This is a genomic window from Capillibacterium thermochitinicola (assembly GCF_013664685.1).
Classification (GTDB): Bacteria; Bacillota; UBA4882; order UBA10575; family UBA10575; genus Capillibacterium; species Capillibacterium thermochitinicola.
Genome location: NZ_JAAKDE010000004.1, coordinates 41,912 through 56,259, shown reverse-complemented (window position 1 = coordinate 56,259; position 14,348 = coordinate 41,912). Strand labels below are relative to the sequence as shown.

Here is a 14,348-nt window from a genome sequence, read left to right as displayed (position 1 = left end):
GTGTGGCAGGATTGATTTTCGAGAAAAGGAAAAGTTTGTTAACGTGTAGAAATAAGCACAAGAAGTGTTACCTTTAAAATGATGGCAAATAACAAGTGTTTACTTGTTTGCCGAGGGAGTGTAGCCATGAAAAAGCGGATCGCGGTTATTTTTCTTGCCTTTATTATCTTTATCTTTGCCACGGTGATCAGGGCCGGTGATTACAAAGATACTTATGTCCGGTTGTTAAAGGCCGGTAAGTACGATGAATTACTTAAACACCTGACCGAATGGGAACAGGTCGATCCGGATAATCCTGAATTGTACATCGCTTATTTTAGTTATTATTACAATTTAAGCCGGGAAGAAAAGCTTATGCTTCTAAGTCCGGGCCAAATTGACCAGATCAAGCAGAAAGAAAGGGTTTTTACGCTAACCGATCCGGAGGACCCCGAGCGGGTGGTGGGGTATTTATACAGCGAGATTGTTTTTGATGAAGAAAAAATGGACCTGGGCTTAAAATATCTTGATGAAGGATTAAAAAGGCATCCCGCGCGGCTGGATATGCATCTGGGAAAGCTGCATGCTTTAGATAAGATTTCCAGGTATGAGGCGGGGAAAGAAGCCTTGCTGGAAATGCTCAACCTCTCCGTCGAACTTGACAACCGCTGGTTATACCAGGATGGGGTTCCGTTGGAAGACGGTTATGCCTTTATGCTCGAAAATATCCAGGGCTGGATTAATCACTATTTTAATCTTGAGGAGGAAAGGGTACACGATTATATAATCGAAATCTGCCAGCGGATGATCCAGCTCTATCCGGACTGTGTTTACGCCTACAACAACTTGGGCGCCATCTGTTACTATAAAAATGATTACCCGGAAGCGCTGGCGTACTTTCGGCAAGCCGCAGCCTGCAACCCGGAAGACACGATTGTGATTAAAAACATTGCCCATCTGGCCAGGACCATCGGCGACCGGGAATTGGCTTTAGAATACTATGGGAAATTAATGGAATACGGCAACGAGGAAGAAAAAGAAATGGCGGCCGAACAAATTAAGCTGTTGGAGGAGGCAAATGAGTAAGACAGTTGTTTTGTACCAAAGCAAATACGGAGCTACCAAAAAATACGCCCAATGGTTGGCGGAAGCGTTGGCGTGTGATCTGGTGGAGACAAAAAAAGCCAACATTGCGCAGATTGAATCCTACGACGTGATTGTTCTGGGTGGCGGGGTTTATGCTTCCGGAATCCTTGGTTTCTCTTTTCTGAAAAAATATTTCCCAAGGCTTAAGACGAAGAAAATCGCCGTCTTTGCCGTCGGGGCCTCCCCGTATGACGAAAAGATGATCAACGCCTTTCGGACACAGAAATTTAAGGGTGAGATGGCGCGGATCCCCTTTTACTACTTACGGGGAGCCTGGAATGAGGAGAAGATGACCTGGCTGGACCGGAAGTTGTGTGGGATGTTAAAGAAGATGGTTGCCAAGAAGGATCCCGCCACATACGAACCGTGGGAGGCGGCCTTGATGGAAGCCAATGGGAACTACGACTGGACGAACAAGGAAGCCCTTACCCCCATCATCGACTGGGCGCGGCAGGAAAAACCACAATAGACAGGCAAAAAAGAAACGGGACGAATTACGTCCCGTTTTAAAATTGCACCTGCATTTGCAGGGTTAACCGCCAATCATCCTTTTTGTTGCAAAGTTCTGCCTGATAGGCCAGGTTGGAATTTACCTGGTGTTTTCCTCCCAGGACTAAGCAATCGTCGGTCAACTCGTTGGCGAGGAAGACCCCGGCATAAACCTGGGCCTGGTCGGTAAAACCATAAAACCCTTCAAGGTAAAGGCCGGACACTGTTTTATCGCTGACGGCCCTGTTCCAGCTGACGAACTCGCCGAGGAAACCCACACGGGCGGCGGTATAGGCGGCGTCCACCAAAAAACCAAAATTACTGTGGTCGGAGAAGGTATCGCTGGTGGCGATGCCGACACCGGCGGTGAGATTCTCTCCCGCCTGGAGCGACAAGCGGGTGACCACATCCAAGGGTTTTTCCGCCGGGTCCCAGAGTGGATTATTGGTGAGGGAAGCAGCGAACGTCGCCGCATCAAGCTGAACCGTGTATTTGAGGCCAACGCCACACGGTTGCCGGTTAAAGAAAGCGGTGTTTACGTATCGGCCAAAGGTCTGCAGGGCCAGACTGTTCGTCAAGGTAACCGACTTGCCCGCCGCCCAGGTGAGCGGGAGTAACCCTACGGCTAACTGGTCCTGTTGAAAAAGGTTGTTGTGGTAGTAATAAGCAAGGGCGTTCACCCCGGTAGCGCCGAATTCCAGGCCACAGTTGAGGCCGGTATTGGGAGAGAGGTTCACATTGAACGGGAAGACGAGCCCGTCAAAACTAAAGTGCGACCCGTCCGGAGTAAAATAAAAGGAGCTACGGAATTCGTTGGCCGGTTTCTCCGCTCCCTCCGCCGCGCTATATACCGAAAACAACAGGGTAACAGTGAGTGTAAACATCAGCAGGACGCTGATTTTTTTGGTCATGGCCATCGCTCCTTTATATCATCTTTATATAATAAAGTATCCATCAAGTATCGATGTCTCATGTATAGATATACCTATTTTCAGAAAGGAAGACCGTTCTCCTTTCTTGGCAACAAAAAATTAAAACCGACGAAAAAATCGACCGATTTCATCGACCGGGAGCCCTTGGATTAGAAATCTAATAATGTTAATATATAAATAAGTTGTTACAGAAACGGGGAAAGACCGGCGGAAGGAGGGGCGTTGGTGAGCAGTGAAGCGGAGACCCTGAGTATTTTGGTGGTTGACGATGAGTACTTGGTCCGCGTTGGGATCCGGCAGACCATCAACTGGGAAGCTTATAATTTCCAGATTATCGGTGAAGCCAGTAACGGCGAGGAAGGGCTGGCGATTGCCAAAGCGCAAAAACCGGATATTGTTATTACCGATATCCGGATGCCGTTTATGGATGGTTTGGAGTTCATGGCGAAACTACGGGAAGCCGGCTTGACTTCGAAGATAATTGTGCTCAGCGGTTATGATGAATTTGACTACGCCCGGACGGCCTTGAAGTTTGGCGCTTCCAATTACCTCCTCAAGCCCATTGAAAATCAACAACTAATCGAAACCGTCCTGCAGGTTGGCAAGGCGATCCGGGAGGAACGGGCGAAAAACATGGAATATAACCGGCTCAAGAAGGAGTTGCCTACGCTTCAAAAGCAGTTCCTCCTTGATTTGCTTCAAGGGCGCTTGACCGAGGAAGAAAAGATCAACGAAAAAATTAATTTTTTGCGGATCCCCCTCGGCACCCAGGCGTTGATCATTGTAGTTTTAAGGGTGGACGATGTTCATTTACTGATCCAAACCCGGTCGGCGAAAAAGCTGACGGCGGTAATGGAAGAGATTAACCGCCTCTTTGAGCAGCAGGTGATGGGAACAGAAGGTTACCGGGGGCTGCTTTTAGACACGGAAGCAGGCGAGTTGGTCGCCATTTTGGAGCTTCCGGAGCGCACCGCAGATCAGGTTGCCAAGCTGAAGGAAGTGTTAAAGAAATTTATCGGTTTCCTCCCTACCCAGCAGGAGTTTGATCTGACGGTCTCCATTGGGATCAGCGCTCCGTTTCAGGGCGCCGTTGGGATGCACGACGGTTACCAGGAGGCCTTAACGAGTGCCAATACCAAATTTGTGCCCGGGACCAATAGTGTAACCTATATTGAAGACGAGGGGGTCCAAGATTGCCACAGTGTGGTTAAAGCCGCCGTGGCTTACCTCAAGAAAAACTACCGGCAAAATATTACCGTGGAGATGGCGGCCAGAGAGCTTTTGGTCAGTCCTTCTTACTTGATGCACCTGTTTAAAGAAGAATTGGGAAAGACTTTTGTTGAATGTCTAACGGAATACCGTATTGAGAAGGCAAAAGAGTTGTTGAAAGAAAACAAGTACCGGGTTTATGAGGTCTGCACGGAAGTGGGTTATCAAGACCCGAAATATTTCAGCCAGTTGTTTAAAAAAGTCACCGGGTTAAGCCCGAGTGACTATGCAAAGTTAGGGTAGGAAAATGAAGATCGCGGTCAATATTCTCCGTCAGTTTAAAATTCGCAGCCGGTTGTTGCTTTTTCTGTTGCTGGCTTTGGTGGTCTCATCTACGTCCATTGTTTTGGTGACCAGAACTGCGGCTCAGGCACTACTCCGTAATTATCTTTACAACTACCTGAAGTCAACCCAAGAAGCGATTGCGGCCAGTGCGGAACTGATCATCGACGAAATAAACATGTTGGCGGTCCGGTTGACCGTCAATAATGAGTTTTACCATCTCTTCAACACGGAAGGCCTTTCCTTTGCCGAACGGGAGGAGCAGTTCCGGCAACTGCTGGATCGTCTCTTGGTCCATAAGGAACTGGTGGGAGCAATTTATATCGTCGACCATAATAACGAGATCTACGAGTATGCTCCGGTTGGCCAGATTATCCAGCAGCCGGATTTGCTGGATATCAACCGGATCCGTACTTCTCCTTTGCCGCTGTGGGGTGTGATTAAAAAAGACCAAACGGAAGGCTCCTATATTTTGTTTGGGCGCCAGTTTTATAACTTTTATACCGGCGAATCCCTGGGGTCCTTGTTTATTTATATCCGGGAGTCCGCGCTGAACGATGTTTACCGCCGGATCGCGCCGGCCGGGAGTTTTTCCTTTATTGTCGATGACCATAACCGGGTGATCTCCCATCCCGATCCCGCACAGGTGGGAAGCGTTATTTTTGATGCCTCCATTTTTGAAACAGAGAATGATTTTACTTATAAACGCGCTCATTACCAGGGGCAACCGGTGATCCTGGCCATCTCGGCCTTTAACAACCGGCTGAAAAATCTGGGCATCAACTGGCGGATGATCAGTGTGATCTCGGAAAAAGAGTTTTTCCAGGTGATGGACCGGATCAACCAGATCGTGCTTTTGATTGGGACCTCCATCCTGATTGGTGCGGCGTTTTTGGCGATCTACGTTTCGTTTAACCTCACCAAGTCGGTGGCCCGTTTGAAATACCGGTTGGACCAGTTCGGGACCGAGCAGGTGAGAGCCATCTCTACGGCACCGCCCAACGATGAGCTGGCGCTGCTCGAGGAGAGTTACGACCAGATGGTCTTACGGGTTCAGGAGTTGATCGAGAAGAATAACCGGGAAAGGGAGAAACAACGGGAGTTGGAGTTGATTGCCCTTCAAGCCCAGATTAATCCCCATTTTATCTATAATACCCTCGACGCGATTGGTTGGATTGCCAAACTTAAGCAGCAACCGGAGATTGAAAAGCTGGTCATTGCGCTGGCCACCTTCTTCCGGATCAGCCTCCATAAAGGGGACAAGTTTATCACCGTGGCGGAAGAGATTAAGCTGGTGGACAGTTTTGTCCAGGTTGAACAGACCAGGTTCCCCGGGAAATTTGAGATCAGTTACCAGATTCCGGAGGAGATGAAAGAGTGCCATATCTTAAAGATTATCCTTCAGCCCCTGGTGGAAAACGCGATTAAACACGGGATCGCCACCAAGAAAGGAATGGGGCATATCCGGATTAAAGGCCGGAAAGAGGGGGATGATTTGTACTTTGAGGTGATCGATGACGGGGTTGGCTTTGAGGTTGATAGCCCCGACTTTGCTTCCTCGTACCAAAAGATCAATTACAGCGGTTATGGCTTGCGTAATGTGGACGAGCGGATCAAACTGGAGTACGGTCCGGAGTACGGCATCCGTTTTATGAGTGAAAAGGGGAAAGGAACCACGGTTTTGGTCAAGGTCCGGGCCGGCAAGGCGGGTTAGGCGTTTTTCACCGGGGGAGCGGGGTCTCAAATCTGCCGTTGCATCTTTTTTAAGAGGACCCCAATCGGTTCCGAGACGCTGGCGGCCATGATTCCGCCCAGTTTAAGCCCGAAGAGAATCAAGAGGGCATCCAGGAATAGGAGGAGGAGTAAAAAGGCAAATAAGCGTATGTACAATTCGGTCAAGGAAACAACCTTGACGATCCGCTCGGCGGAGGAGGGGATGGCAAAGGAGATATAAAGGTTAAGTTTGTCTTTGGTAAAGTAGTAATTGGCCGGTGCGGCCAATTTTTTGTTTTCCGCCAGGAGCGCCGGGGGGACGTGGCTGGCGGTTCCTTTAATAACTTCACCGTCCTCGGATAAAACAAAAACTTCGCTCTTTCCCCTGTGGTCTTTAAAGAAGTGGAGAAAGGGGGTGAGTTTCATGTCCACCAAAAGGTAACCGATTAACTCTTGCTTTTGGTTGAAAATTTTCAGGGCGAGGGTGATCAGTCCCTCCAGGATATTGGAGTCGTAAACCGGAAAATCCACGGTGTTTTGGGACCGGACCCACCAAAGGAGCGAAGCTTGCGCGGAGGTGGTGAATTCTTTAAACAACGGAACACTTTCCAACACTTCCAGAGGCGGGGGCGTGTTCGGGGCCAGCCCAATCGATTCCGACTTGTAACAGACCCCGTTCAGGCCATAAATGGTGATTCCGGTCAGGGAGACGTTGGAGGTTTGAATCCCGCTTAATTTGTTGATGGTCCGGTGGACCAGCGCACTGTCAAATTTAGGGCATTGCAGGACCTCAATGATATCCTGGTCATTAATCAGTAATTTCGCTGTTTCGGCAATCAGGCTTAAATATAAATGGGCTTTCTGATTTTGTTGGCTGGCGTATTGGACGGACAACTCCAGATAATTCTGGAGGATATTTTTTCTGAGCACGATGTACAAGAGGATACTGGAGCCAAGTACGCTGAAGGTGATGATACCGATGAAGAGGTAACGGATTTTTTGTTCAATCCGGAAAAGCAAAATAATCACCTCTTTTTGCTAACCTTATTGTAACACTTTATGCCGGAAAAATGGAGAGGCAAAAGGATAAGCGGAAAAAGGGAAATTAAGAAAGCAGTTTAGCCAACCATTTAGCAGGATTATCCCGTTTAAAGATGGTAGCTAATTCATTACAATTAAATTAACGAGGCGGTGGAAACAGATGGCAAAGCGCAAAATCCGGTGGGTAATAGGCAGTGTGCTGATCATTCTGGTCCTGGTGGTCCTCTCCTCGCTCTACGAAAGAAAGCCGGCGGTGACGATCTCCGTGGGGGACTGGCCACGGGAAAACACGGCCCGGCGGCGGGTGTACGAAGACTATGCGGCCCTGATCCGCAAGAAACACAACATCTTGATTGAACCGGATGAGTGGGCCTATTCGATCAACTCATTTTTACCGAAAGCGGCGGTTGGCAAACTGCCGACCATCTATAACACCTGGTTTACCGAGGTGCAAAAGATCATCAGCGCCGGTTATGCGGTGGATATCACCGCGGCTTTACAGGAGCGGGGCTGGGACCGGGCGTTAAACCCGCTGGTTGCCGAGATCATCATGCGGGATGGGAAGTATTACGGGTTCCCCCGCGATGCCTATTTAATGGGCCTGATGTGTAACTTGAAACTTTTCCGGGCGGCCGGTTTGGTTGATGCCAATGGGCGGCCGCTTCTGCCCCAGACTTATGAGGAACTGATCCGGACGGCCCGGATCATCAAGGAAAAGACGGGCGCCGCCGGCTTTCTCATTGAAACCAACGGTAACGGCGGGGGCTGGCATTTTATGAATATTGCCTGGAGTTACGGGGCGGAATTTGAGCAGGAGGTCGATGGCAAGTGGCGCGCGGTCTTTAATTCCCCGGAAGCCGTGGCGGCATTACAGTTGATCAAGGATTTGCGCTGGAAATATGATGTCTTGCCGGATCATACCTTGATCGATTGGGCCAAAGCTCAGGAGCTCATTGCCACCGACCAGTGCGCCATGAAGTTTGAAGCCGGGTTTGACCATAACGGGTTTGACTATGTGATTGACCATTACAACATGGCAAAGGAAGATATTGCGATGACCAGCGTCCCGGCGGGACCGAAGGGACGCGTGGCCCTCATGGGCGGAAATATCTATATGTTTGCCCCCAATTCCACGGCGGAACAGCTTGAGGCCGCTTTGGAATGGCTCCGTCTCCTGGGCATGAGTCCGGATGTGTCGGCCGAGGGCTTACGGTATATTGAAGATTCTTACCGCAACGATTATAACAACGGCTATGTGGTGGGCAATGTGGGAGTGCCGGTCTGGACGGATCCCGCTTTCCTGGCGGCGAACGAAGCGATCCGGGCCAAGTATGTCAATGTCGATCTGGAGCACTTCCAAAGTTTTATTGAGAAGCCCGCCGTGACGATCCGGCTGGAAGAACCCTTTTATTGTCAGGAATTATACGCCATTTTGGACGGGGTGATCCAGACGGTAATCACGGATCCGCAGGCCGACCCGCAGGTCCTCCTGGACCAGGCGGTTGAGAAGTTCCAAAAGGAATACCTGGATAAGTTAGGCCGTTAGTACCAAGCAAGTAAAGGAGTTTGATGATGGTCAAGATCGCCCAACGCTACCTGGAGATCGATCCTTGGCGGGTCGTTGAAAAGGGATTCCACCCGGAGCAAAGCCGGGTTTCCGAATCCATCTTTGCCCTGGCCAATGAGTACATGGGGGTCCGGGGTTATTTCGAAGAAGGCTATGGCGGCGAACAATTAATCGGCAGCTACTTTAGTGGGTTCTACGAAGAGGCACCGGTGAACCGCCAGGCGGCCTATAAGGGTTTGATTGACCGGGCCCGGTTTATGGTGAATACCGTTGACTGGCTTTTCACCCGGATTGAAATGGACGGCGAAACGCTGGATTTGGCCCGGAGTAAAGTAAGGGATTTCCAGCGGACTCTTGATTTTAAGTCCGGAACCCTGGACCGGGAGTTTATCTGGGAAACAGGCAGAGGGAAACAGCTGAAACTGCATTTCCGGCGTTTTGTGAGCATGGTCCGGCCCAACCTGGGGGCCCAGCAAATTACCTTTACCCCGTTGAATTTTTCCGGACCGGTCCAGGTGCAAAGCGGGTTGGATTTTTCGCCGGTCCACGCGGAGAAGAAGCGGAACTTTTGGTGTTGTCCCCGGCAGGGCGTGGAGGACGGGATCGTCGCCATTCTGGGCAAGACCGAAAATCTTGGCCACAAACTGTTTTCCGGGTTTCAACTGAGGCTGGACGGCGCGCCGAAGACCGGGTTAATCGAACGGGAAAAATTCATCGGTTTAGAATTTGTATTCGACTTGAAATGCGGCGAACCGGTGACCATGACGAAAATGGTGACGAACTATGCCGCGCAAAACCCGGGCCTGACGGTGGATGAGGTCTGGCAACAGGGTATCCGGCTGGCCGCCGGGCACCAGGCTTTATCCTTTGCCGAAGCCTTGGCCGAACATATGGCCTTCTGGGCGGAGATCTGGCGAGATCTGGATATCACCATTGAAGGCGACCCCGAAAACCAGCAGGGGATCCGGTTTTGCCTCTTCCAGCTTCACCAAACCTTCCATGGGGCCAATCCGGGCGGCAATATTGGCGCCAAAGGGTTAACCGGGGAGGCTTACAACGGCCATACCTTTTGGGATACGGAAACATACTGCCTGCCGTTTTACATCTTTAATAACCCGTCAGCCGCCCGTAACCTGCTGGAGTTCCGTTACCGCACCCTGCCCCAGGCGCTGGCGCGGGCGAAGGAACTGGATTGTAACGGTGCTTTTTACCCGATTGCCACGATCGACGGCACTGAAAGTTGCGGCCTTTGGCAGCACGCCAGTCTGCAACTGCAGGTCGGGTCGGCGGTGGCTTATGGGATCTGGCATTATACCAAAGTCTGCGGGGATCTTGATTTTCTCTACACCAAAGGGATTGAGATGTTGATCGAGATCAGCCGGTACTACGCCAGCCGGGGGCAATGGAGCCCGCGGACGGGCGAGTTCGGTTTCTACGGCGTGATGGGACCCGACGAGTTCCACATGATGGTGAACAATAACTGTTACTTAAACTTTATGGCGAAGAAAACGTTCGAATTTACCCTGGAAACGCTGGCGCGGATGGGCACGGAGCGCCCGGATTTGCTGGCGGCGGTGGCGGCGAAAACCGGGTTGCAACCCGGTGAGCGGGAGGACTGGGCCGTGATGGCCGCGAAAATGCGGCTGCCGCAAGACAAGGAGACCGGCCTTTATGAGCAGCACGACGGCTATTTTGACCTACCCCATCTTGACCCGGCCTCGATTCCCGTGACGGAGTTTCCCCTCTATGACCATTGGGCTTACGACCGGATTTACCGTTATGACCTGATCAAACAGCCGGATGTGTTAATGTTTATGTTCCTTTACAACCAGGAATTTCCGGAAGAGGTAAAACGGGTTAATTACGATTATTATGAGCCCCGGTGTCTCCATGAGTCTTCCTTGTCGCCGTCAATTCATTCGATCTTCGCCAATGAGCTTGGTTATTACGACCAGGCGGCCCGCTTTTTCCGGTTCGCTACCCGCCTGGACCTGGACAATTACAACCGCAATACGGACCAGGGACTCCACATGACCTCAATAGCGGCGGCCTGGATGAATATCGTTTATGGTTTCGGCGGGATGCGTTCCGACGGTCCAGTCTTGACCTTTAATCCCAGTATCCCGCGGGAGTGGCAAGCTTATCGTTTTCGTCTCCTCTACCGGGGGGCAATCCTGGAGGTCAGTGTGGGGCAAGAAGAAGTTGAATTTAAACTGGTGCAGAGGTCTGCGGACACTGCCGCGGTCAAGGTGAAAATTTACGGCACCGAGTACCTGCTGGGGGATTCCGGAATAAAACTGAAAATCCCGGCGCGGTTCCGGCAGTAATCCCGGCCTTTTTCTCCCTCTGAAACAGGGCGATACCGGGCGATGGAAGTACTGTTGTTCTTGCGAATGCCAAAATTTAACATAATTAACTAAATATGTTAATTATACCGCTTTACTTTCCCATTTCCAGTGCCGAGATGGGATTCCAAATAGATTAGATCAGCACCATAGTGCCAAAAGGGGGGGTGCCAACCGAGTCAATGTTCGATTCTCTGCCAAATTAACTTAAAAAGAAGGAGGATGTTTTTATGGTTTCACGGAAAACGCGTGTTTTTGTCCTGCTGGTGTCGCTGACCGCATTACTTTTGGTCTCCTTGTTCCCGGTCAAGGCGGCCAACCAGATCACCTTAAAAGTGGTGATTGGTCCGGATACGGAGGATAACCGAGCACAGAACCTGGTTACGCTGGAGAAGATCAAGCGTTTTGAAGCAGCGAATCCGGGTATTGTTTGCAAACCGGTTCCCTTTACCTACACGACCCGTCAGGATTTCTTTATCAAACAGGCTTCGCGGTCAGCCCCGGATGTCTTGGATGTTTGGGCGACCGAATGCGAACTGCTGGCCAGCAGAAACTGGATCATTCCGCTTGATGATTACATCAAGACTTGGGATAAAGCGGACTGGATCATTCCCAGTGCGTTCGATCCTTTCCGGTACAAGGGGAAGATTTACGGGATTCCTTTTGCGGGTTACGTAAAACATGTGATCTACAACAAACGGATGTTCCGGGAGAACGGTGTCCCCGAGCCCACCCTGGACTGGACTTGGGATGATTTCTTGAACGCCGCGATCAAATGTACGGATAAAGAAAAAGGGATCGCCGGCTTTGCCCCGATGACCAAGGGCGGCGAAGGTGGTTGGGCCCTGACCGACTTTATCTACCAAGCCGGTGGCGAGTGTGAAGTCTACGAAAACGGGAAATGGAAAGCGGTCTTTGACTCTCCGGAAGCCGTTACGGCCTTGCAGTTCCTGAAGGATCTGAAGTGGAAATATGATGTCCTCCCGGCCAACTGGAGCAATGGCTGGACCGATGTCTACAACATCTTCGGTTCGGAGAAGGCGGCCATGGTCTTTGACGCCGACTGGGGCCGGAACGTGGCGATCAACGGTCAAGGTATGGATCCGAAAGACATTGGCGTGGCGATTATGCCGAAGGGCCCCGGGCCGAAAGGACGGCACATGGGCGTGCAGGGCGGTAACTTCTATGTCATTAACGCCCTGTCCACCCGCGAAGTTCAAGATGCGGCCTGGAAATGGCTGACCTTCGAGCTGTGGGATGAGGCCGACATTAAAGCATTGGCTGCTTCCGCCGACAGCTTCCGGCAACAGAAACAGTACCGGGCTCAGTTTGAGTATATCCCGCTGAAACCGGATTCCCCCTACATTAAAGCAAGACAAGAAGTCTTTGCCCAGAACGCTGACGTCTTCTTAAGCTGGGGCAGTGAAGAATTCCTGCTGAAGTTACCGGAGACGGCCCATATTGAACCACCCATTGAAGCCCAGGTTCTCTATGCCCAGTTCCTCGCTCCGGTCGTGCAAGCGGTGCTCAGCGATAAAAACGCCGACCCGGCCAAGTTGTTGAAAGAAGCCAATGCCCGGTTCCAGAAAGAGTATCTTGATCACGTCAATTAAAGAACTATCTTAATCCCGCCTATTAAAGGCACATTCGATGTACGGGCTTCGCGCTCAAGAAACATATACCGGAAACGCAAGAAAAGACTCCATTCCGCCGCTGCCTTTTGGCAGCGGCGGATAAAGAAAGCGAGTTGATGAAAGTGAAGACCCAGCATCTGGAACGGATGTCGCTCCCGCCGGTGAAACCAGTCGGTTCTGTCGTGCGGGAAAAATTGTCCCGGTACGGGATGGGATTGGCTTTTCTGGTCCCCGCTTTCGTTTTTTATACCATCTTTCAGTGGATGCCCATTGTCTACAACTTTTTCCTGGCTTTTCAAGATTATATCCCGGGCTTGCCGGCCAGATGGGTCGGGCTGGCCAATTTCCGGCGCGTCTTGGGGGATTCGCTCCTGCCCATCGCGATCAAAAACACCCTGGCTTTTACCGGGTGGGCGCTACTGATCGGCTTTGTGGTCCCCATCATCACCGCGATCACCATTACCGAGTTGCGAAAGGGAAGGAGTTTTTTCCGGCTGGCGGTTTACATGCCCAATATCATCCCGGCGATTGCCTTATATGTGATGTGGCTCTATCTGTTTAACCCGGCGGTTGGTTTATTAAACCAGATCCTCGGCTTTTTCGGTTTACCCGGCAGTGAATGGCTGCTCTCCCCCAAAACCGCACTGGTCTCTTTGGTGATCATGAGCACGTGGGCCAATTTCGGCAGCACTGCCGTGTTATATATGGCAAGCTTGTCTGCAATCTCCGAGGAGCTTTATGAAGCCGCGGAGATCGATGGGGCGGGGGTGTGGAAACGGATCCGCCATATTACCTTACCGGCCTTAAAACCGACGATCCTGATTTTATTGTTGCTGCAACTGATCTTTACCTTACAAGTTCTGCAGGAACCACTGGTCATGACGGGTGGAGGACCCAATAATGCGACGATGACGGTGATGTATATGGTCTACAATTATGCCTTTGTCTACGCGGAATTTGGGAAGGCAGGGGCCCTGGGAATTCTCCTCTTTCTTTTCCTGATGGTTCTTTCTCTGGTTTACGTTAAAGCCAATAAACTGGTGGCAAAGGAGGTAAGGTAGATGGAGCCGGCGAAGCGGGGAATCATCTCCAATTTTGACCGGAAGCGCCCCAGTGTTAAATTCAGCTACGCCGTTTGTTATATCGTGGCCATTGGGGTTGCCGTTAGTACGTTGTACCCCTTGCTCTGGGTCTTTTTGGGTTCCCTGAAGGAAGCCAAGGAGATCTTTTATGTTCCGCCGACGCTCTTGCCGCGCACTTTTCTATGGGAGAATTATCTCCGGGCTTGGCAATCCTACTTAATTCCAAAGGTCTTCCGGAACACCCTGGTTATTTACGCCGGTTTTGTCGGTGTCCGGCTGGTTTCCCTGAGCGCCGCCGCCTATGCCCTTGCCCACATGCGGCTGCCGTGCCGGCGCGGGATCTACATGCTGTTTCTCGCCACTTTGATGCTGCCCTTTTTTGCCTACCTGATCCCATCCTATCTCGTCGTTTTCCGCTTGGGACTGTTGGATTCCTTTTGGGCGGTCTGCCTCCCGGCCGGAGCCGACTCTTATTCCTTATTGCTCTTAAAAAACTACTTTGACGGCATTCCTGGTGAGATCTTCGAATCGGCGCGCATTGACGGCGCTTCCGAGCTGTTGATTCTGCGTAAGATCGTGCTGCCGCTGGCGAAGCCGATCATCTCCGTTTTGGGGATCTTCGCCTTTATCCATGTCTGGCGGGATTTTGTCTGGCAAAGGATTGTCTTGCCGTCGGCGCACAAATGGACGGTTTCCATCGCCCTCTGGTACCATTCCCTGGGGAATCAAGGGGCGGTCTTACCCCAAAATGTGCAATTGGCGGCGATGTTATTAAGCACTTTGCCGCCGATGATTATTTTCCTGATCTTCCAGCGCTATATCATCGAAGGGGTTTCCTTCACCGGACTTAAAGGATAGGAGTAGGAGCG

11 protein-coding genes are annotated in these 14,348 nt (G+C 51.0%); 9 read left to right on the top strand and 2 right to left on the bottom strand.

Annotated features, from left to right (window positions below):
• Positions 1-126: 126 nt before the first annotated feature.
• Both G5B42_RS02450 and G5B42_RS02445 read left to right on the top strand, forming a co-directional pair.
• Positions 127-1,065, top strand: coding sequence for a tetratricopeptide repeat protein (locus G5B42_RS02450; protein ID WP_181338860.1), 939 nt, complete (start codon positions 127-129; stop codon positions 1,063-1,065).
• Positions 1,058-1,594 (top strand): flavodoxin domain-containing protein, encoded by a 537-nt coding sequence (locus G5B42_RS02445; protein WP_181338859.1) that lies wholly within the window; start codon positions 1,058-1,060, stop codon positions 1,592-1,594. Before G5B42_RS02450 ends, G5B42_RS02445 begins: the two co-directional genes overlap by 8 nt.
• A gap of 37 nt (positions 1,595-1,631) precedes the next feature.
• Here G5B42_RS02445 and G5B42_RS02440 read toward each other — a convergent pair whose 3' ends face one another.
• Positions 1,632-2,525, bottom strand: coding sequence for a hypothetical protein (locus tag G5B42_RS02440; protein ID WP_181338858.1), 894 nt, complete (start codon positions 2,523-2,525; stop codon positions 1,632-1,634).
• Positions 2,526-2,771: 246 nt separating this feature from the next.
• On the opposite strand from G5B42_RS02440, the gene G5B42_RS02435 reads away from it, so the two are divergent.
• A complete protein-coding gene (locus G5B42_RS02435; protein ID WP_181338857.1) occupies positions 2,772-4,058 on the top strand; it encodes a response regulator in 1,287 nt (428 codons plus the stop codon).
• Positions 4,059-4,062: 4 nt separating this feature from the next.
• The gene (locus G5B42_RS02430) at positions 4,063-5,811 is read left to right on the top strand and encodes a sensor histidine kinase (RefSeq protein ID WP_181338856.1); all 1,749 of its coding nucleotides are present in this window, start codon (positions 4,063-4,065) and stop codon (positions 5,809-5,811) included.
• A 26-nt stretch (positions 5,812-5,837) separates the two neighbouring features.
• On the opposite strand, the gene G5B42_RS02425 is transcribed toward G5B42_RS02430, so the two are convergent.
• Positions 5,838-6,830 (bottom strand): cache domain-containing protein, encoded by a 993-nt coding sequence (locus G5B42_RS02425; RefSeq protein WP_181338855.1) that lies wholly within the window; start codon positions 6,828-6,830, stop codon positions 5,838-5,840.
• 181 nt (positions 6,831-7,011) lie between these two features.
• Between G5B42_RS02425 and G5B42_RS02420 the strand changes: the two genes are divergently transcribed.
• From G5B42_RS02420 to G5B42_RS02400, 5 genes are all read left to right on the top strand, one after another.
• Positions 7,012-8,397, top strand: a complete 1,386-nt coding sequence (locus G5B42_RS02420) for an ABC transporter substrate-binding protein (protein ID WP_181338854.1) — start codon at positions 7,012-7,014, stop codon at positions 8,395-8,397.
• A 26-nt stretch (positions 8,398-8,423) separates the two neighbouring features.
• A complete protein-coding gene (locus tag G5B42_RS02415; protein ID WP_181338853.1) occupies positions 8,424-10,745 on the top strand; it encodes a glycoside hydrolase family 65 protein in 2,322 nt (773 codons plus the stop codon).
• A gap of 248 nt (positions 10,746-10,993) precedes the next feature.
• Positions 10,994-12,376 carry an ABC transporter substrate-binding protein gene (locus tag G5B42_RS02410; RefSeq protein ID WP_181338852.1) on the top strand — a complete coding sequence of 461 codons (1,383 nt, stop codon included), beginning with the start codon at positions 10,994-10,996 and terminating at the stop codon, positions 12,374-12,376.
• A gap of 137 nt (positions 12,377-12,513) precedes the next feature.
• Entirely contained in the window at positions 12,514-13,458 is a 945-nt protein-coding gene (locus tag G5B42_RS02405) for a carbohydrate ABC transporter permease (protein ID WP_231133170.1), read from the top strand.
• The gene (locus G5B42_RS02400; protein WP_181338851.1) at positions 13,459-14,337 is read left to right on the top strand and encodes a carbohydrate ABC transporter permease; all 879 of its coding nucleotides are present in this window, start codon (positions 13,459-13,461) and stop codon (positions 14,335-14,337) included.
• The last annotated feature ends 11 nt before the right edge of the window (positions 14,338-14,348 follow it).

Bases quoted from the DNA above. Each gene is read 5' to 3' on its own strand.
- G5B42_RS02450 (WP_181338860.1), top strand. From the start codon at position 127: ATGAAAAAGCGGATCGCGGTTATTTTTCTTGCCTTTATTATCTTTATC.
- G5B42_RS02445 (WP_181338859.1), top strand. From the start codon at position 1,058: ATGAGTAAGACAGTTGTTTTGTACCAAAGCAAATACGGAGCTACCAAA.
- G5B42_RS02440 (WP_181338858.1), bottom strand. From the start codon at position 2,525: ATGACCAAAAAAATCAGCGTCCTGCTGATGTTTACACTCACTGTTACC.
- G5B42_RS02430 (WP_181338856.1), top strand. From the start codon at position 4,063: ATGAAGATCGCGGTCAATATTCTCCGTCAGTTTAAAATTCGCAGCCGG.
- G5B42_RS02420 (WP_181338854.1), top strand. From the start codon at position 7,012: ATGGCAAAGCGCAAAATCCGGTGGGTAATAGGCAGTGTGCTGATCATT.
- G5B42_RS02415 (WP_181338853.1), top strand. From the start codon at position 8,424: ATGGTCAAGATCGCCCAACGCTACCTGGAGATCGATCCTTGGCGGGTC.
- G5B42_RS02410 (WP_181338852.1), top strand. From the start codon at position 10,994: ATGGTTTCACGGAAAACGCGTGTTTTTGTCCTGCTGGTGTCGCTGACC.
- G5B42_RS02405 (WP_231133170.1), top strand. From the start codon at position 12,514: ATGAAAGTGAAGACCCAGCATCTGGAACGGATGTCGCTCCCGCCGGTG.
- G5B42_RS02400 (WP_181338851.1), top strand. From the start codon at position 13,459: ATGGAGCCGGCGAAGCGGGGAATCATCTCCAATTTTGACCGGAAGCGC.